Here is a 20,541-nt window from a genome sequence, read left to right on the forward strand (position 1 = left end):
TAAGGAAAATACGATGACGAATTTATCAAATATAAATGATTCGGACATTGCCATTATCGGCATGTCTTGCCGCTTTCCCGGTGCAAAAAGCATTGAGACATTTTGGCATAACCTCAAAAATGGGGTGGAATCTATCACTGCTTTTTCTGATGAAGAACTGCTTGATGCTGGCGTTGATCAGGCCACGCTTGCTCAGCCTGAATACGTCAAAGCTGGGGGCGTTTTACCCGATATCGATATGTTTGATGCGGAGTTCTTTGGCTTTACACCCAGAGAGGCTGAGATCACAGATCCGCAAGAACGTATTTTTCTTGAATGTGCTTGGGAAGCGCTCGAGGATTCAGGCTATACCGCTAAAACGCATCAATATGCCATTGGCGTGTACGCCAGTGCCAATCTGAGCTCATATATTATTGATAATCTGCAAACCGCAGATAAATCACGTGATGTGTTCGAGTTTTTCCCGAAGCTGATTGGTAATGATGCCGATTATGTGGCGACACGAGTGTCATACGAGTTGGATCTCACTGGGCCGAGCATGGGGATCGCGACCGCGTGTTCAAGTGCTTTGGTGGGTGTACACATGGCGTGTCAAAATTTACTCAATGGTGAGTGTGATATGGCACTAGCCGGTGGGGTGGGCTTAGTATTGCCACAGGAAAAAGGGTATGTCTATTACGATGACATGCATGTATCCGACGACGGTCACTGCCGAGCATTTGATGCGCAGTCAACAGGTACGGTATTTACTAATGGTCTGGGGGTGGTGATCTTAAAGCGCTTAGATGATGCCTTGGCGGATGGTGATATCATTCATGCGGTTATCAAAGGCTCTGCGGTCAATAATGATGGCGGTATGAAAGTTGGATATATGGCACCAAGTGTTGAAGGTCAGGCGGATGTCATTGCAGATGCGCTGGCCGTGTCTGGTGTCGACCCGAACAGTATTTCTTATGTTGAAGCCCATGGTACTGGCACACGCCTCGGGGATCCGATAGAAATAGAAGGTTTAAGCCTTGCATTTGAAGCGCGAACAGGCGACAAGCTGCCAATTGGTACAGTAAAAAGTAATATCGGCCATATTGGCGCAGCAGCTGGGATTGCGGGCTTGATTAAAACCGTGTTGGCATTGAAGCATCAGCAACTGCCGCCAAGCTTGCATTATAATACGCCAAACCCAAATATTGACTTTGATGGCAGCCCTTTTTATGTCAACAGTAAGCTAGCGGATTGGCAAGCTAATGATGGCCAGCCTCGCTGTGCAGGGGTGAGTTCATTTGGTATTGGTGGTACCAATGCGCATGTGATTTTACAAGAAGCGCCTGTTTTGGCTAAGCAGCCAGAGTCCCAGCAAGCAGAACGCCCAAAACATGTCTTAACGCTGTCGGGAAAAAGCGTAGGCGCGCTAAACCAACAAGCGCTTAACTATGCAAATTATCTAGATACGCAGACAGCAAGCTTTGCTGATGTTTGTTTTAGTGCAGCTAATCAGCGTACACACTTTGCACATCGCTTGACCTTGGTTGCAAGCTCAATCCAAGACGCACAGCAGCAGCTGCGTGATAAAACCTATCATATTGACACAGCATCAGAGGATGCACCTAAGCTCGCGTTTTTATTTACCGGACAAGGTGCGCAATATTTAAATATGGGTAAGCGGTTATTTGAAACACAGCCACTATTTAGAGAAGCCTTAGAGCACTGTGATGACATATTACGCCCACAGGATGTGCCTTTGCTGGACTTGCTTTACAGCGACAATGCCGATGCTGAGGTGCTCAATCAAACGGTATACACCCAGCCTGTACTGTTTTCACTAGAGTATGCACTGGCAAAACTTTGGCTGTCATGGGGTGTGCGTCCTGATGCCGTTATGGGGCACAGCGTTGGTGAGTATGTGGCGGCTTGCATAGCAGGTGTCTTCAGCTTACAAGATGGCTTAACCCTCATTGCTGCCCGTGGCCGCTTAATGTACACATTGTGTGAAAAAGGGGCGATGTTAGCCTTGTCTGTCAGTGAAACGCAGGCACTGTCGTTGATAGCACCTGTACAAGATAAGATTTCAATTGGCGCGATTAACGGCCCTGATAGCGTGGTTGTTTCTGGTGATAGTGAGTCGATATCAGCTCTGTCAGCTAATTTGGCGCAGCAAGGCATCAAAGTAAAACCACTGGCGGTTTCCCATGCGTTTCATTCAAGCATGATGGAGCCTATGTTGGATGAGTTTAAGCAAATTGCCGCAAGTATCGATTATGCATTGCCTACACTGCCTGTGTGCTCTAATGTCACAGGAGAATATGTTAGTGATGCGCTGACAGATCCTGAGTATTGGGTCAAGCAAGTTCGCCAGCCGGTGCGTTTTTCTTCGGGTGTGCAAACGTTAGAGACTCAGGACATAACAGCGTTTATCGAGATCGGGCCAAAACCTGTGTTATTGGGGATGGCATCACATTGCTTCACAACGGATACCCCTGTGGTGCAATTACCCAGCTTACGTGAGGGCGAAGATGATTGGCTGCAAATCTTAGAGAGCTTAGGGCAATGGCATGCCTGTGGTGGCTTTGTGGATTGGCAAGCATTTGATAAGGGCTATGGACGCAATAAAGTGCCATTGCCAAGCTATCCTTTCCAGCGCCAACGTTATTGGATTGAAGCAGAAAAGACGGCAACAGCCGCTAAGCCTGAAGAAACTCACCCTTTACTTGAATTTTTGTTCCAAGATGATTTAGCGCATTTTGAGCAGTTTAAACGTCTTAATAGCCTCGTTGATGACAAGGTAAAGGCCATGGAACCGCATGAGCGTTTGAAACTGTTACAGGTGTTTGTGGAGCAGGATAAAAGAAGCCGAACTGTAACTAAGTACTATGATTCTACGGCAAATTTAGAAACCCAAGATTATCATTTAGAGGAAGGACGATTCCTAAACTTTGGTCCATTTTTTGACATGGTGCCGGGCTTTTCTTGGGTACTGGCCTTTTCTGATGCACAAAAATACCCTGAGCATTCTCGCTTAGTACTCAATGCACAAAAGTCCATGCGTGAAGTGTTATTCAGAAAAGTCGACTTTGATGCTTGTGAAAAAGTGATGGACTTTGGGTGTGGTTTTGGCACAGATATTTGTGTGCTGGCCAGAAAGCACTCGCATCTGCAACTCAGAGGCTACAGTATTTCGGGGGAGCAACTTGAAGCTGCCAATAAAAAGATTGCTAAGTTTGGGTTAGAAGATCGTGTCGCTGTGTTCAATCGAGACAGCGCCATTGAAGAGTTCCCAGACCAATTTGATTTGATCTTTGGTTTTGAAGTTGCACTGCATATTAAAAATAAAACCGCGCTATTTGCCAACATAGGTAATCACCTCAATCAAGGTGGCAAATTGGTCTTGGCAGATATTATTTCCAATACGCTGTTTGATATTGACCACGGTGAAACATCATCCTTCTTGATCACCAAAGATGAATGGGTTGAGCAGCTAACAAAAAACAACTTAAAAGTTGTTGATTGTATTGATGCTAGCCATGAAATCGCAAACTTCCTTGAAGATCCTAACTTTGAGGAGAATTTAGCGACATTTGATTTAACTGAAGAAGCACGCGCAGGGATCCGCTCACACAATCAATTAGGTAGGCTATTACGTCGCGAGTTGGCGAGTTTTGTATTGCTGACCGCAGAAAAAGACACGCAGTTAAGTACACAAGAGCTAAGACGCATTAATGAGGCGGGCTTGGGTAATTGGATGACTTATACCGAGTTATTAAAAGGTCGCCCAACTCAAGCATTGCTGTCAGAGAGCGTGTATGAGACACGTTGGCAGCCAAGTGAGATCGGCACGTCAAATCATGACGCTGAGACCGGACATTGGCTGATTTTTGCTGACGCAGGTGAGCAAGGTCAGCAATTGGCTACTCAGTTGGAAAAAGCAGGCCATCTTTGCACGCAAGTGTATGCAAAAAATGGGGTTGCGGTGCTGACGACGTCTGACTCAACACAAGGTATTCACTATCACCTAGACCCAAATACACCGGAGCAATTTAAAACACTGTTTGCAACAGTATGTGCTGATGAAACTACGCCACTTAAAGGCGTCGTGCATCTTTGGAGTCTCGACACACCGACAAGCGCAGAGTTAAGCGCAAAAGCGCTCACAGATGCGCAATCATTAAGCTGTGCAAGTGTCTTGCACCTGCTGCAAGCACAAGCTGAGCATGCTGAGTCTTGCAAGCTGTGGCTGGTAACACGCAATGCCGTGCAAGTGGCGCAACAAACGCATCCGTTGAATATTGCGCAATCGAGCGTGTGGGGACTTGGCAAAGTGATAGCTCAAGAGCATCCACAATTATGGGGAGGCATGATAGATAACCCGAGTGTGGGTGACTTGGTGAAAGAAATTATCTCTGATGACCATGAAGACCAAGTGGCTTACACAGAAGGCGGTCGACATGTGCCCCGAGTTATCAGCGCGCCGCAAGATGAAAGTGCTACCTTGACTGAGCTTAATGCACACAGTAGCTACCTGATCACGGGTGGTTTAGGTGGATTGGGACTCATGTTAGCTAACTGGATGGTCGAAAAGGGGGCGCGCAAGCTCGTATTAACTGGGCGCAGTGCTCCATCTGACGCGGCAAATGCTGTGATTGCACAGTTGCAAGCTCGCGGTGCCGAGATACAGCTTGTAAACGCAGATATCGCTGATGAGGTACAAGCGACTCGGCTGTTTAATGAGATTGTAGGTAACGGCGCGCCACTGAAAGGCATTATTCACGCTGCGGGTGTGATGGACCAAGACGCGTTAACGCACCAAGATTGGCTGCGCTTCAGTCAGGCGATGAGCGCAAAAGTTGAAGGAAGTTGGAACCTGCATCAATTGTCTAAAGGCCTAGGGCTCGATTTCTTTGTGTGTTTTTCTTCTTTATCTGCCTTGTTAGGTGGTCTTGGTATGGGCAGTTATGTTGCAGCTAACACCTTTATGGATGCACTTGCCCAGTTACGTGCTCAGCAAGGACTGCCCGCACTTAGCGTCAATTGGGGTGTATGGGCTGACGGCGGGATGTCAGCGGATATTGATGAGGGAGTAAATAAATCACAGAGTGAGTTCATTCTAGATGCCGCATCTGGCTTGGCTATTTTAGATAATCTAATCACTCGCCCAGATGTGACCTGTAATGCAGTTCTACCAGGCGACTGCGCTAAATTCTTAGAAATGTTCTATCCGGTACAGGTACCGCCTTTCTTATCTGAACTGACACGAAGTGAGTCTGACAATGATGTGTCGTTCTCTATTAAACGCCTGCTTGAGCAGACGAGCGCTGAGGATCATGCCCAGATGTTGGCGGAGTTTATCCAAAGTAGCCTTGCTGAGGTATTGAGAATGGAAACAGCGCAAGTCGATGTGCACAAGCATCTCAATACCATGGGGCTGGATTCACTGCGCGCAGTGGAATTTAGAAACCGGATCCGAATTGAGCTCAATATCGATATTCCCATGGCCAATATTATGAATGACATCAGCGTGATGGATCTGGCTGGTCAACTTGGTGCACTGCTCGTTCAGACGCCAACTGATGACAAAGAAGCGCTGCTCAACCAATTGGACTCAGCAGAGTTAAGTGGTGAGCAGATCGATGCGCTTTTTGATGAATATTTCGGTTAGAACAATTAAGCAGGTTAACCTAATGAACAACACCCAAGACGATAAACAAGCCATGACAACAGAACAAAAGCGCGCGCTTCTTCAACAGAAATTGCGCGCCGAAGTAGAAACCAAAAGGCAACAGGCAAATACGGGCAAAGAGCAACTTGCTTATATCAGTGAGGCATTACCGACTGTTGAGGCAGATCCTGAAGGACGCTTTTTGCCCTTCCCACTCACTGAAATCCAGCAAGCTTACATGTTAGGCCGACAAAGTAGTTTTGACTTTGGTGGGTTTGCTTGTCACTGGTATCACGAAATTGATTGCCCTTATGACGAGACACAGTTTGCTGCGTTTAATCAGGTTTGTCGACAGCTTATAGACCGTCACGATATGTTGCGGGTTGTGATGTTACCCGATGGACAGCAAAGGGTCCTTTCACCGCAAGAAATTCCGCCCTATACCATTGAGGTGACGGATCTAAGTGCTCAGCCAGAAGATGTAAAAGCAACTCAATTGGCCGAGCTTCGTGAGCAGATGTCGCACCAAGTGATTGACGCCTATACTTGGCCTATTTTTGATATTAAAGCGATACGTACTGGCCCGCAGTTGGTCAGGCTATTTGTCAGTGTTGACATGCTGGTGGTTGACGGTTACAGCGGGTTTTTGCTCTACAAAGAGCTATATCAAATGATGAATCAGCCAGAGGTTGCGCTGCCGCCGTTACCGCTTAACTTTCGTGATTATGTGCTTGCCACGGACAAAATCCAAGAGACCGCATATTACAAAAAGTCATGTGATTACTGGTTTGACCGTATTGATAACCTACCACCCGCGGCGGAGCTACCTCTGGTGTCCGCAGTGGATGAAGATACTCAAGTCCGGTTTAGCCGCAGACACGATACCATCCCCGCTGATGTTTGGGGCAAACTCAAAACACGAGGTGCCAAACAGGGGCTGACGCCTTCGAGTATTTTGACCGCTGTGTTTGCGGAAATCTTAAGTATTTGGAGTAAGAGCTCGCATTTTATTCTCAATGTCACGCAGTTTGACCGCTTACACCCTCAGGTCAATGATATTGTCGGTGATTTCACCTCCCCGATGTTAGTCGAAATCGACAACACCACCACTGAGTCGTTTGAGCGTCGAGCTGTGCGTATCCAGCGGCAGTTATGGGAAGATTTAAGTCATAATGCCATCAGTGCTGTTGGCGTGTTAAGAGAGATGACACGACGTCGTAAAGGGGCGTATGTCACCATGCCAATTGTATTTACCAGCACACTGTGGTCAGGCTCTGAGCAGGAAAGCTTTGCAGGCGACATGTCACCAAAAGGATGGCTTGGTGACTCGGTATATGGCATCACGCAAACCCCTCAAGTACTCTTTGATCATCAATTGGCGGAAATTAAAGGTGAGCTGATTGTCAGTTGGGACTGCGTTGAAGAACGCTTCCCAGCGGGGTTATTAGAAAGCATGTTTAATGCGTATTGTGACATGCTTACCTTGCTGGCCAGCGATGGAACAGCGTGGCAAAAGGCGTCATTCCAAGATGAGTTGTTAGCGACTCAACTGCTGCACCGTGCCCTTATCAATGACACTGCGCAAACGCCTTCAGAAGCACTTTTACACGAATTATTTATAGCGAAAGCCATAGAAAACCCAGACGCAATCGCGGTGATCTCTGGGTCTCGAACCTTGACCTATGGTGAGTTACTAGACCTTGCCAAGCGCACTGCTAATTGGCTACAGCAACAAGGTGCTGAGCCCAATACCTTAGTTGCTGTGGCAATGGAAAAAGGATGGGAGCAGATTGTTGCTGTGCTGGGTGTCTTGATGTCAGGTGCAGCATATTTGCCAGTGGATGCGCATCAACCTGATGCTCGTCGCCACGCTATTTTAGCCGATGGGCATGTGAGGTTAGTATTAACACAGCCTCAATTTGAGGCGCTAGCGTGGCCCGCTGACTCGCTGCAACTTATCATCACCGATGAGAATCTAGCACAGCAAAATACCAAGGTGGCAGATGTCTCAATCGGTGCCGAAGATCTTGCCTATGTGCTGTACACCTCAGGTTCAACTGGCAAGCCAAAAGGGACCATGCTACCGCATCGTGGCCCAGTAAATACGATTTTAGATGTGAATCGCAAATTTGGCGTCACAGAGAAAGATAGAGCAATTTGTCTCTCTGCCCTTAACTTTGATTTATCCGTTTACGATGTATTTGGTCTACTGAGCGCGGGGGGCGCATTAGTGATCCCCGAACATGATGGACTGCGCGACCCCGCTCACTGGCGTGAGCTGATAAATACGCACCAGGTTACGCTTTGGAACACAGTCCCTGCGCTTCAGCAAATGTTGGTGGATTACTTAGAGTCTAGTGGTGGTGATTTAGCATCGAGTATGCGACTGGTCATGATGAGCGGTGATTGGATCCCCGTTGATTTACCAGATCGTATTCGTCAATTGTCGCCGGATATGATGATTGTCGGATTAGGTGGCCCAACAGAAACCTCAATTTGGAATAATCATTATGTAATTGAAGAGGTTGACCCCAGTTGGACAAGTATCCCATACGGTAAACCACTGGCGAACCAAACCTTGCATGTCCTAAACGATAAGTTAGAGCCTCGCCCTGTTTGGGTGACGGGTGATTTATACGTGGGCGGTCGAGGCTTAGGCAAAGGATATTGGGGAGATGCGCAAAAAACCAATGAAACCTTTATCACTCACCCGCAAACGGGTGAGCGCTTGTATAAAAGCGGCGATCTAGCTCGCTATCTGCCAGATGGTAATTTAGAGATCATGGGACGCTCTGACTTTCAGGTTAAGATTCGAGGCCATCGTATTGAGTTAAATGAAATAGAATCTGTGATCAGTGAATACCCGGGCATTCGTGAAGCGGTTGTTACCACTGTTGGGGGGGAGCGCAATCTACAGTCTTTGGCGGCATTTGTGGTGCCTGAAGGAACAGGTCAGCCTACTGGCGATGGTGAACAGGCAGAGCAAGAGGGGGTGCTCTTAGATCAGTTTGCAGGGTTAGAATTTAAACTCACGCAGCCGGGTGTACGCAAAGTGGAAGACGGCATGGTTGAAATCCCTATCGCCGCGCCAAAGGTACTGGAGTCAGCTTGGCTGACACGACAAAGTTACCGTGAGTTTCGTCAAGACCCATTAGCACAAGAGCACCTTGGTCAGTTGTTGTCACACCTAAGTGCAGTAACGCTTGAGGAAACACCTCTACCTAAGTATCGCTATCCATCAGCTGGCAGTTTATATCCTGTGCAGTGCTACGTATATGTGAAACCAAACCGCGTAGCAGGGCTTGAAGGCGGTGTGTATTACCATCATCCAGTAAGAAACTCGCTACTGCAAATGGCCAAAACAAATGACATAGGCGAGCAAGTATTTGCTGGCAACATTGATATTTATGAGGAAGCCGCATTTGCGATTTTCTTGATCAGTGACCTCAGTGCCATAGAGCCTTTATATGCGCATTATTCCGAGCGCTTTTCACTACTAGAAGCCGGACATATAGGCCAGATGTTGATGGAGTCTTCGACACGCCATGGTATTGGCCTTTGCCCGATTGGCAAGCAGGACCTATCTGCAGTTGATGCGCTATTTGGTTTGGGTGAGCGTCATTTACCCCTTTATACCTTCCTTGGCGGAGGCATTGATCCTGAACAGACGCGTAAATTATCGCGCCCGGTGTCAAAAACAGCATCCCTTACAGATAAACTGAAAGACTTCGTCAGCGCAAGACTGCCAGATTATATGGTGCCGAGCACGTTTGAGCTACTTGACGCCTTGCCATTAACAGCCAATGGCAAGGTGGACCGTAAGACCTTACATGCGCAAATTGGCAATCAAGAAGTCGAGAAACCTGAATTTGTTGCGCCGGACAGTGCGCTTGAAAAGTCCATTGCGCAGATTTGGGCAGCGTTGTTGGGACATGACAATATCGGTATTCATGATAACTTTTTCGAAGCCGGGGGAGACTCCATGCTTATTGTGAGGGTGCAATCTAAGCTGAGGGAAATCTATCACCAAGAGATCCCCGTTACCAAGCTATTTCAGCACTCAACGATAGACGCACTTGCACGTTATCTTGGTCAAGAAGATAAGGTAGAAGAGGCAATAGCCAGTAAAGCGGATAAACGACAAGACCGCCGAGGCTCAACGCAGCGACGCAAGCAAGCACGTAAAAAACATCGATCAAACCCACAGGAGGGTAGCTGATGGGCGCGCATTTACCTCATGAGTCTGATATTGCGATTATTGGTATGTCTTGTCGCTTCCCTGGGGCGCCAAATATAAAGACGTTTTGGGAAAATCTCAGAGATGGAAAGGAGTCTGTTTCTTTCTTCTCTGATCAAGAACTATTAGATGCGGGCGTTGATCCTGATCTGCTGGCGATGCCTAACTATGTGAAAGCAAGCCCAACGCCGTTTGATGTCGACATGTTTGATGCCGAATTTTTTGGCTTTGCCCCCAAAGAAGCTAAGATCATGGACCCCCAGCAGCGGATCTTTTTGGAATGTGCGTGGGAGGCATTAGAAGACGCTGGTTTTAAGCCCGCAGAGACAGAGGAGGTTGTTGGTGTCTATGCAGGCGCTGCACTCAATAGCTACTTTTTTGATCACCTAACGCCAGAGGAAGTCGGGCTAGCTGGGCTGGCAGGTAATGAAAAAGATTACTTAAGTACTCGCATCGCATACAAGCTAGATTTGAGAGGGCCGGCTGTCACCATTCAATCTGCTTGTTCTAGTGCCTTAGTTGCTATTCATATGGCGTGTCAGAACTTACTTAATGGTGAATGTGACGTTGCCCTTGCTGGCGGCGTGGCTATTCGCAACTTTGCCAAAAGTGGTTATCTCTATCAGGAGGATATGATCTTCTCTCCTGATGGACATTGCCGCAGTTTTGATGCGGACTCTAAAGGCACCTTATTTGGTAATGGCGCAGGTATTGTGGTGTTAAAGCCATTAACAGAAGCAATCGTTGATGGGGATACCATTCACGCTGTTATTAAAGGCTCTGCCATCAATAACGATGGTGCGCAAAAAGTGGGATATACAGCGCCCAGTGCGGAAGGGCAAGCGGCGGTGGTGATGGAAGCACAGGCCATTGCTGATGTTGAACCAGAGTCCATTTCATACATTGAAGCACATGGTACGGCGACCGCGTTTGGCGATCCTATTGAAATCGCCGCACTGACGCGTGTATTTAGAGAATCGACTGACAAGGTTGGGTTTTGCCCAATTGGCACTGTGAAATCTAATTTTGGTCACCTTGATGCAGCTGCGGGGGTGGCAGGGTTAATTAAAACCGTACTGGCGCTAAAAAACCGACAAATTCCACCCAGTTTGCATTACCAGTCAGCCAATCCCAATATTGATTTTGCCAATAGCCCATTTTACGTTAATACCGAATTGGCGGATTGGCAAAGTGAGGGGAAGCCGCGCCGTGCTGGAGTGAGCTCGTTTGGCATTGGCGGCACCAATGCCCATGTCATCCTTGAAGAGGCCCCAGATGTTGTAGGTCAAGCACCTGAAGTCAATGCGCAGCGCCCGCAACATTTACTGACTTTGTCAGCTAAAACCGCATCGGCCTTGAATGCCCTTATTGCATCATATGACAATTGGTTTACTGAAAATCCACATACAGATTTTGCGGATGTTTGCTATACAGCTGCACAAGGCCGGAGCCACTTTGCACATCGTTTAAGCTTGGTTGCAGGTTCTATTAGCGAGGCGCAAGCCCAATTGCGAAGCCACCAGTACCAGCAAGGAATTGCCACAGAAGCCGCACCAAAAACGGCCTTTTTATTTACCGGCCAAGGCGCACAATATTTTGGTATGGGTCGCACGCTGTTTGAAACGCAGCCGCTGTTTAGAAATACACTGATGCGGTGTGAGGCAATTTTGCGTCCATTAAATGTGCCGTTACTGAAACTACTTTATGAGCAAAGTGAGGAGCCAACTGACCTCAATCAGACGGTGTATACGCAGCCTGTATTATTTTGCATTGAGTATGCCCTCGCGAAGCTATGGCAGTCATGGGGTGTAAAGCCAGATGTCTTGATGGGACACAGTGTGGGTGAATACGTCGCAGCGTGTATTGCGGGTGTATTCAGTTTAGAAGATGCATTAACACTTATCGCAGCGCGAGGTCGTTTAATGCACACGCTATGTTGCGGCGGTGAAATGCTGGCATTGCCAATCAGTGAAGCCAAAGCGGGATCGCTGATTGCTGATAGCCATGCGCTCTCAATTGCGGCGATAAATGGCCCGCAAAGTGTGGTGCTCTCTGGAGAATCAGATGCGATTGAGCAGCTTGCTGGGAGCTTATCTGAGCAAGGGATCCAAGGTAAAAAGCTCGCCGTGTCTCATGCTTTTCATTCTGTGATGATGACGCCCATGTTAGATGAGTTTGAAAAGGTCGCAACGGCGGTTAGCTATGTTAAGCCTAAGCTGCCAATTTGCTCGACTGTTAGTGGAGATATAAGCGGTGACGAGCTTTGCTCAGCTACTTATTGGGTGAAACAGGTGCGCGAACCGGTGCGGTTTGCAGCGGGTGTCGAGACACTACAAAAGCAAGGCATTCAGGTGTTATTGGAAGTCGGTCCAAAGCCTGTTCTGCTTGGCATGGTAGGACAGTGTTTAGCGGATGATACCGAGATTATTCAGCTCCCCAGCTTGCGAGATAACAAGCCTGATTGGCTGCAACTGTTAGAAAGCCTAGGCCAGTGGCACAGCCAAGGAGGCGAGGTTGATTGGCTCGCAGTTGATGCTGATTATGCACGAAGTAAAGTGCAGTTGCCGACCTATCCGTTTCAGCGTGAGCGCCACTGGGTTGAAAAAAAGGCCTCAAAGCCAGGCACTTACCAAGATCCTAAACAGCACCCTTTGCTGGGCAAAAAGCTGCGTTTGGCTGACTCAGATAGGATTTACTTTGAATCTGAAGTTGATGTGTCGGTGACGACTTGGCTAAGTGAACATCGCTTCTTTGATGTCATGGTATTTCCGGCGACTGGTTACCTTGAGATGGCCATGGCTGCGGGTAAAACGGTGACCGCTGCACAGGACAGACTGCACATACAAGACATTACATTTGAGCAAGCTTTGATCTTGGAGCACACAGGTTCCCTGATCATGCAATTGGTTTTAAGCCCGAATGAGCATGGTTATGAGTTTAAAATCTTGAGCCAAAAAAATGGATCAGTATGGCAGGTTCATGCATCAGGGAAACTCGCTGCGAGCGTGCCAACATCTACGCCACGTGAAGTGACGCCAGCAGAATTACAAGCTCAATGCCGTATTGAGTTAAGTGTTGATGAACATTACAGCATGGCCGATGAGCGCGGTGTTTATTATGGGCCAAGTTTTCGCGGCATCACTCAGTTGCAAAAAGGCGACTCTGTGTCCTTGGCACAAGTTCATTTACCCGAATGTATAACCACCAATGAATTCACACAGTACCATCTTCATCCAGCCCTGTTTGATGCTTGTATTCAAATTTTAGGTGCTGCCGTTGCCAAGCCTTCTGAGGGCACTTTTATGCCAATTGGCTTGGATGCATTGACGACTTATAAGCAAGGCGTGCAACAGCTATGGAGCTTTGTGCGTTTGATTGAGCAAAGTGATGATCAAGTGATCACGGATATAGCCTTATTTGATAGCCAAGGCAAATTGGTTGCTGAAGTCACTGGATTTAAAATTGGCCGCGTGGCTGACGCGACAGTAATGCATCATTTTAAAAACCAGACGAACGACTTTTATCAGATAGAGTGGCAACAACAGCAGCTCATTTCCAAAGCTCATGCTGATGATATTGGCCAAGGTACTTGGTTGATATTGGCGGATAAACAGGGCACTGGGCAAAAACTAGCAGGCAAATTAGAGCAAGAGGGCAAACGTTGTGTTTTGGTTTATGCCAGCACGGGTAGCCGAGCTGATAGTGTCCAAAGTGAGCGTGTTCAAAGTGATGCTAAATTGTCAGTGAACCCATCCGACCCCGCTGAATTTAAACACCTTTTTAATCACTATTGCATCGAGCAATCTAGCGCGCCTGAGGCGGTTATTAACTTGTGGAGCTTAGACGCCCCTGATTCTGATGAGTTATGCCAACAATCATTGCTGCAAGCACAAAACCTCGTCTGCGCAGGTACTTTGCACTTGGTACAGGCAATGGCTGAACTGGGCTGGTCGAGCAAGCTGTGGCTGGTGACTCACAATGCGGTCAGTACTGGTGCCAATATCTCAGAGATAGCCGTAGCGCAAGCGCCTCTGTGGGGCTTAGGTAAAGTGATCGGGATGGAGCATCCAGAGTTGGCCTGTTCATGTGTTGACCTGAGCCAAATTGATGACATTACGCCTTTATATACTGAACTTGGCGCGGATGTTAGTGAAGATCAAATTGCTTTACATGGCAGTGAACGCTTTGTCGCGAGGTTGGTACAGCATGATCCTGAAGGAGTGAAAGATGAGCTAGATGTACCTCAAGGTGCATTTAACATGCAGATGGCTGAAAAAGGTGCGCTCGACGCTCTGGCGCTTGTCAATGTCTCTCGCCCTGCACCAAAACAAGGCCAAGTTGAGATCCAAGTACGTGCTGCGGGCCTTAATTTTAGAGATGTGCTCAATGCATTAGGTATGTACCCGGGCAGCCCCCCGTTTGGTGGAGAGTGCGCGGGTGAAATCGTGGCTGTTGGCGAAGGTGTCACAGAGTTTAACGTGGGGGATGCCGTCATTGCTGCGGCACCAGATAGCTTCAGCAGGTACGTGCTGGTTGACGCAAGTGAAGTGGTGGCCAAACCTGAGCAGCTTAGCTTTGAAGCCGCAGCGACTATCCCTGTGGTGTTCTTAACTGCTTGGTATGCATTGAACGAACTTGCCAAATTGTCTAACGGGGAGCGGGTGCTGATCCATGCGGGTTCTGGTGGTGTTGGTATGGCGGCGATACAAATTGCACAGCTTGCAGGTGCTGAGGTGTTTGCCACCGCAAGTCCCAGTAAATGGCAGCAACTTGAAGCGATGGGTGTTAAGCACATCATGCATTCTCGTACCACGGAATTTGCCGAGCAGATTATGGCAATGACCCATGGCGAAGGGGTAGATGTAGTTTTAAATTCATTGACTTCAGATGACTTTATCCCAAAAAGCCTATCTGTATTGCGAACGGGTGGGCGCTTTTTAGAGATCTCAGTGGTCAATACATGGCATCCTGAGCAGGTTCAGGCATTTAACCCTGAATTGACTTACCATCAGATCAATCTTGCGCAATTGGGTCAAGACCAGCCAGATTTAGTGCAAGGCATGATGAAAAAGTTAATGTGGCTATTTAAGCAAGGTGAGCTTAAACCTCTGCCATTCAGAGCTTTTCCAATTAGCCGTGCAATTAATGCGTTCCGCTACATGCAGCAGGCAAGACACAGTGGAAAAGTTATTTTGACTGTTCCTTCAAGCGAGGAAAATCAGACACCTGTGTGCCAAGATGCGACTTATCTTATTACTGGTGGATTGGGCGATTTAGGGTTAGAAGTTGCTACACTGCTAGCTAAGCAGGGCGCTCGCCACCTTGTTTTAACCGCAAGACGTAGACCGACGGAGCAAGCCGCGAGTGTGATTGCGCAGTTGCAAGCAACTGGTGTGCAGGTTCGCGTTATCAGGGCAGACATAGCCAACGAAGCGCAAGTAACCGATCTATTTAACCAGATAGACGCAGACATGCCACCATTAAAAGGTGTTATTCACGCGGCAGGGCTGCTAGATGATGGCGTGCTAGTGCAACAAGATATGGTGCGTTTTGAGCGCGTGATGGCACCTAAAGTCTTGGGTAGCTGGCACCTTCATACGTTGACAAAAAATAGCGCGTTAGACTTTTTTGTGTGCTTTTCGTCAACCGTTTCTCTGTTGGGATCTGCTGGACAGGCAAACTATGCAAGTGCCAATACCTTTATGGATAGCTTGGCCCACTACCGCAGACAAATGGGCTTACCTGCGTTGTCAATAAACTGGGGTCCTTGGGCAAGTATTGGTATGGCAGCCAGAATGCACGGTCATGAACGAGAGCAAAGTCGCTTGCATGCCATGGGCGTGACCCCAATTGCACCTGAGCAAGGCATGGCCCAGTTAACAAGCTTGTTGCGCCAAGCCCACCAGGCACAAGTTGGCGTTTTACCAGTAAATTGGACTCGTTTCTTCAGTCAGTTACCTAAAGTACCTCAGTTTCTATCTGTATTGGCTTCGGATGACGTGCCTGTGGCTAATGCGCTTGGGATTAAACAGCAACTAGCGCAAGCCAGNAGTACGCCCACATATTGACTGAGTTTATTCGCGATAAATTGAGTGCAGTGCTTGGCATGACCGCAAGGCAAATAGATGTCCATCAGCCGCTAAATAGTATGGCGCTTGATTCTTTGATGACGATTGAGCTGCGAAATCGAATCCGCTCTGAACTTGGAGCTGAGCTATCTATGGCGCAAATCATGAAAGCAGGCACCACAGTATTAGACTTGGTATCAGAGCTAAATCCTCGACAAGGAGTTAACGTTAAACCCACCTCAGCATTGCAAGTGGGTGAAGAGGAGTTTGAGCTATGAGTGCAGCTGAAACGGTTCGTTCACTACTTGCCGATCTCAAGGAGATTGGCTGTCGGATTTGGGTTGAAGATGGCAAGTTAAAAGTGCGTACCTCAACGGCGGGGATCTCACCCGCTTTGAAGGCACAGTTAAAGGCCAATAAGGGGGGGATTCTCACTTATTTGATGCAGCCGCCAAGTAGAGCGATTAGCCAACCAGAGCAAGATCACGCAGGCGGCTATTTGCAATTGCCTGCATTACAACGGTGTGATAGGACGTCGATTTTTGAGCTGTCTTATGGGCAACAGGCATTTTGGTTTTTATATCAAAATGCGCCAAAAAGCCCGGCATATAATGTCGCCATGCCGTGGCGTATTTTGTCTAGGTTGGACACTTCGGTACTTAAAGCAGCACTACAAGCATTGTCTGATAGACACCCATCGCTGCGAACCACTTTTTTTGAGCAAGACGGGCAAGCAATGCAAAAGGTTCATGCTCATCAAGCGGTCGAGTTAACGTTACAGGATGCTGAAAAAGACAGTGAAGAGCGCGTGTTTAAAAAAGTCAGGGAGGCTTATTTATGTCCGTTTGACTTAGAAGAAGGCCCATTATTTCGGGCGCATTTAATCACTCAAGCAGAGGACAAGCATGTCTTATTAATGACCATACACCATATTGTGTTTGATGGTTGGTCATTATGGAACTTAATGTCTGAGTTTTTATCTTTATACGAGTCTATAAAGGGTCATCGACCTTCAGCGCTATCGCCTTTACCTTGGTGTTATCAAGATTATGTTAGTTGGCAAAATGCGCTGTTCTCCAGTAATGCAGGAGAGCGTCTTTGGTCTTACTGGCAAAAACAGTTGTCAGATCCGCCAGCGCCGCTTGATTTACCGGCTGATAGACCTCGTTCAGCGCAGCAGCTAAATATAGGCGCTTCCGTTAATTTTACTCTGTCAAAAGCCTTGACGGAACAGCTGAAATCGTATGTGAATGGCACTAGCAGCACCTTATACGTGATGCTACTGGCTTGCTTTCAAGTACTCTTACATCGTTATACTGGGCAGCAAGATATTTGGGTTGGCTCAGCTGCGGCGGGTCGCAGTCTTGATGAATTTAAAGATATTTGCGGCTGCTTTTTTAACTTTATTGTACTGCGTGGAAAACTAGAACCGCAGCAAAGCTTTGCCTCATTTTTGACACAAATGCAGCATACTACGTTAGAGGCGTTGGCGCATCAAGATTACCCGTCGCTATTATTAATTGAGCGTTTAGCGCTGCAAAGAGAGAGCGATAGGTTTCCACTTTTTCAGGTGGAATTTAACCTCCAACAACCGCAGCAAGGCCATGTGTTATCGCCCGCTTATTCAGCAATGAACAACAATGAGAATCAAACAATTAACAGTGCAGGGCTGATACTTGAGCCTTTTAAAATGCCCCAGCAAGAAGGCCAGTTTGACTTGAGTCTTGATGTACTTGATGTGGCTGGGCAGTCTTTGTCTGGAATGTTTAGATATAATGCAGCACTGTTTAATGAGGACAGGATCCAGCGCATGCTGGGTCATTTTGAAGTTATTTTAAAGGCGGTGGTGCAGGAGCCACAAACATCGATTGCACAGATCCCTTTATTGACGGAGTCTGAACAGCAAATGTTGGTGAAAATGTCACCTTTCAGCAGGGAGCATACGGCAAGGACGGCATGTGCACACACCTTGTTTGAACAACATGCAGCGCAAAACCCCGATGCAACGGCGGTCATCTTTGAAGGGCTGCAGCTGAGTTATGGTGAACTCAACGTACGGGCTAATCGCTTGGCACATCATTTACGTCGCAAAGGCGTCGGTCCGGATGTGTTGGTTGGTTTGCTTGTTGAGCGCTCGGTCGATGTTGTGATTGGTATTTTGGCAATCCTCAAAGCAGGTGGTGCTTATGTCCCTCTTGATCCTGAATACCCGGTTGAACGCCTGAGTTTCATGGTCGAGGATGCTAGTCTTCAAGTATTGCTGTGTCATGAGGCGACACAAGCGCGTTTGCCAAAGTGTGGGGTGCAGACGTTAGATATGTCTTCAGCTGCGATGGCAAAGGAGAGCGCCGAAAATCCGCAGCCGCTCTCGGGCTCAAATGACCTTGCTTATATCATTTATACCTCGGGAAGTACGGGTAAGCCTAAAGGCGTGTGTGTTGAGCATCGCAACATAGTTCGGCTTTTTGATTCTACACAATCAACCTACCAATTCGGTCGTGATGACGTTTGGACACTGTTTCACTCACATGCCTTTGATTTTTCTGTGTGGGAGATCTGGGGAGCGCTCATCTATGGCGGTTCGCTAGTTATTGTGCCATATACGACAACTCGAACACCGGCATTGTTTTATCAGCTATTAAAAGAAAAACGGGTAAGTGTTTTAAACCAAACGCCGTCTGCTTTTTATCAGTTGATAGAGTATGAGCAAATTTTAAGCGCATCGCAGCGAGCATCGCTGGCACTTCGTTGGGTCATTTTTGGTGGTGAGGCGCTAACGCCAACACGCTTAAAACCTTGGTATGCAAATCGCGGTGAGCAGGGGCCAACACTCGTAAACATGTATGGCATCACCGAAACAACGGTGCATGTGACTTTGCATGTATTACAGCCACAAGATGCAGACAATACCTCAAGCAATATTGGCATGCCTATTTCAGATTTACACGTCTATATCTTGGATCAATGGGGTCAGCCTGTGCCTGTAGGCATCCCCGGAGAGCTGTATGTTGGTGGGGCTGGAGTTACTCGAGGTTATCTGAATCGACCTGAACTTAATGCGCAGCGATTTATTGCTGATCCGCTGAACAGTGAGAGTGAAACACCTTGTTATCGTACTGGCGATCTCTGTCGACGGTTATCCGATGGCACACTCGAATATCTTGGCCGAGTAGATACTCAGGTTAAGGTACGCGGCTTTCGAATTGAATGTGGCGAAGTTGAAAGTGCATTGCTATCACATGCTTTGGTTCAAGCTGGGGTGGTTGATGCTTGGGGAGAAGGTGAAAGTAAGCAACTAGTTGCTTGGATAAAGTTGGATGGTATTACCGGTGAGCTGCCGCAAAGAGATGATTTTCGCACACATTTACGCGCGTTATTGCCAGATTGGATGATCCCGTCGCGCTTTGTATTTGTTGACACTTTGCCACTGACGCCCAGTGGAAAAATTGACCGGCGAGCATTGACCGTACCCGACACGCAGCTGTGCCAGACAAGCCCATCATTCAGTGCACCGCGCAACAGTTTGGAAGCGGATTTATGTGGGGCATTTGCTGAGTTACTTGGTGCATCACGTGTTGGCATTAACGATAACTTTTTTGACCTAGGCGGCCATTCAATCTTATCGATGCGACTGCTATCCATACTGCGAACAACACTTGGTATTGAAGTGCCGCTCAGTGTGTTATTTCAGCACCCGACCCCAAGTACCTTGGCGCTGGCAATCCAAGGGAGCAATCCTTGGCAAGAAAGTCTGTTGGTGCCGCTGCAAAGCGGCGGCTCAGAGGCGCCACTGTTTTGTATTCATCCTGTGGGAGGCAGTGCGTTTTGCTACCAAGCCTTGGCTGAATCGCTTGGGACATCGCGCAGTATTTATGGTGTACAGGCTTTTGGCCTAGAGGGCGAAGGCGAGCCACTCGATGATATCAAAATGATGGCTGCACAGTATGTGAAGGAGATTATCACACGTTATTCCGCGGGTCCTTATCACCTATATGGTTGGTCGATGGGTGGCGTTATTGCATTTGAAATGGCGCAGCAGTTACTCGCTGATGGCCGCGAGGTGGGCATGATTGCGATAGCCGATTCTACTCTGCCAAGCCTGAGTAAAAACCACCAAGCCCCTAAAGATGATGAAGTGTTATTGCACCTACTGGCTGAAACTGGTGAGCTAAGCGAGGCTGTATTTTCAGAGCTTCAAAATATTGAACCTGAGCGCCGCTGCGATGTGTTGCGAGCACGTCTGGCACAGGCCACAAATCCACTCGGCCCTGATGAAATAGTGCAATTGCTGCCTATCTATCGTGCCAACCTCAGTGCGCTATCAGCTTACCAAGCAAATACTCTGGATAAGGATATTCTCTACTTCAATGCTTGTGAGCGACTTGCTGGACAGGGCGATAGCTTGCGATCTGGTTGGCAAGAGGTTGTATCAAAAATAGAATCTTTTGAAATAGTAGGTAATCATTTCACTATGCATGATGCTGCGGGTACTGAGCAAATTTCAGAGCATATCACTGCATATCTAACTAACCAAACAAAGCCATGATTGGCATCCAAGGCCCCGACACTCGGGGCCGAACTTAGTTTAA

5 protein-coding genes are annotated in these 20,541 nt (G+C 47.7%); all 5 read left to right on the plus strand.

From position 1 onward, the window contains the following. Positions 1-13: 13 nt before the first annotated feature. The 5 genes from CKO50_RS04550 to CKO50_RS04570 all read left to right on the plus strand — a co-directional run bounded on the left by CKO50_RS04550 (position 14) and on the right by CKO50_RS04570 (position 20,498). Positions 14-5,647 (plus strand): type I polyketide synthase, encoded by a 5,634-nt coding sequence (locus CKO50_RS04550; RefSeq protein WP_095727195.1) that lies wholly within the window; start codon positions 14-16, stop codon positions 5,645-5,647. Between the two features lie 22 nt (positions 5,648-5,669). Next, the gene (locus CKO50_RS04555; RefSeq protein WP_176474609.1) at positions 5,670-9,866 is read left to right on the plus strand and encodes a non-ribosomal peptide synthetase; all 4,197 of its coding nucleotides are present in this window, start codon (positions 5,670-5,672) and stop codon (positions 9,864-9,866) included. Next, a complete protein-coding gene (locus CKO50_RS04560; RefSeq protein ID WP_095727197.1) occupies positions 9,866-15,952 on the plus strand; it encodes a type I polyketide synthase in 6,087 nt (2,028 codons plus the stop codon). The genes CKO50_RS04555 and CKO50_RS04560 overlap by 1 nt, the downstream gene beginning before the upstream one ends. Next, the gene (locus CKO50_RS04565; RefSeq protein ID WP_095727198.1) at positions 15,949-16,230 is read left to right on the plus strand and encodes an acyl carrier protein; all 282 of its coding nucleotides are present in this window, start codon (positions 15,949-15,951) and stop codon (positions 16,228-16,230) included. The genes CKO50_RS04560 and CKO50_RS04565 overlap by 4 nt, the downstream gene beginning before the upstream one ends. Then, the gene (locus CKO50_RS04570) at positions 16,227-20,498 is read left to right on the plus strand and encodes a non-ribosomal peptide synthetase (RefSeq protein ID WP_095727199.1); all 4,272 of its coding nucleotides are present in this window, start codon (positions 16,227-16,229) and stop codon (positions 20,496-20,498) included. Before CKO50_RS04565 ends, CKO50_RS04570 begins: the two co-directional genes overlap by 4 nt. The last annotated feature ends 43 nt before the right edge of the window (positions 20,499-20,541 follow it).

Source organism: Pseudoalteromonas sp. HM-SA03, from assembly GCF_002289345.1.
GTDB lineage: Bacteria > Pseudomonadota > Gammaproteobacteria > Enterobacterales > Alteromonadaceae > Pseudoalteromonas.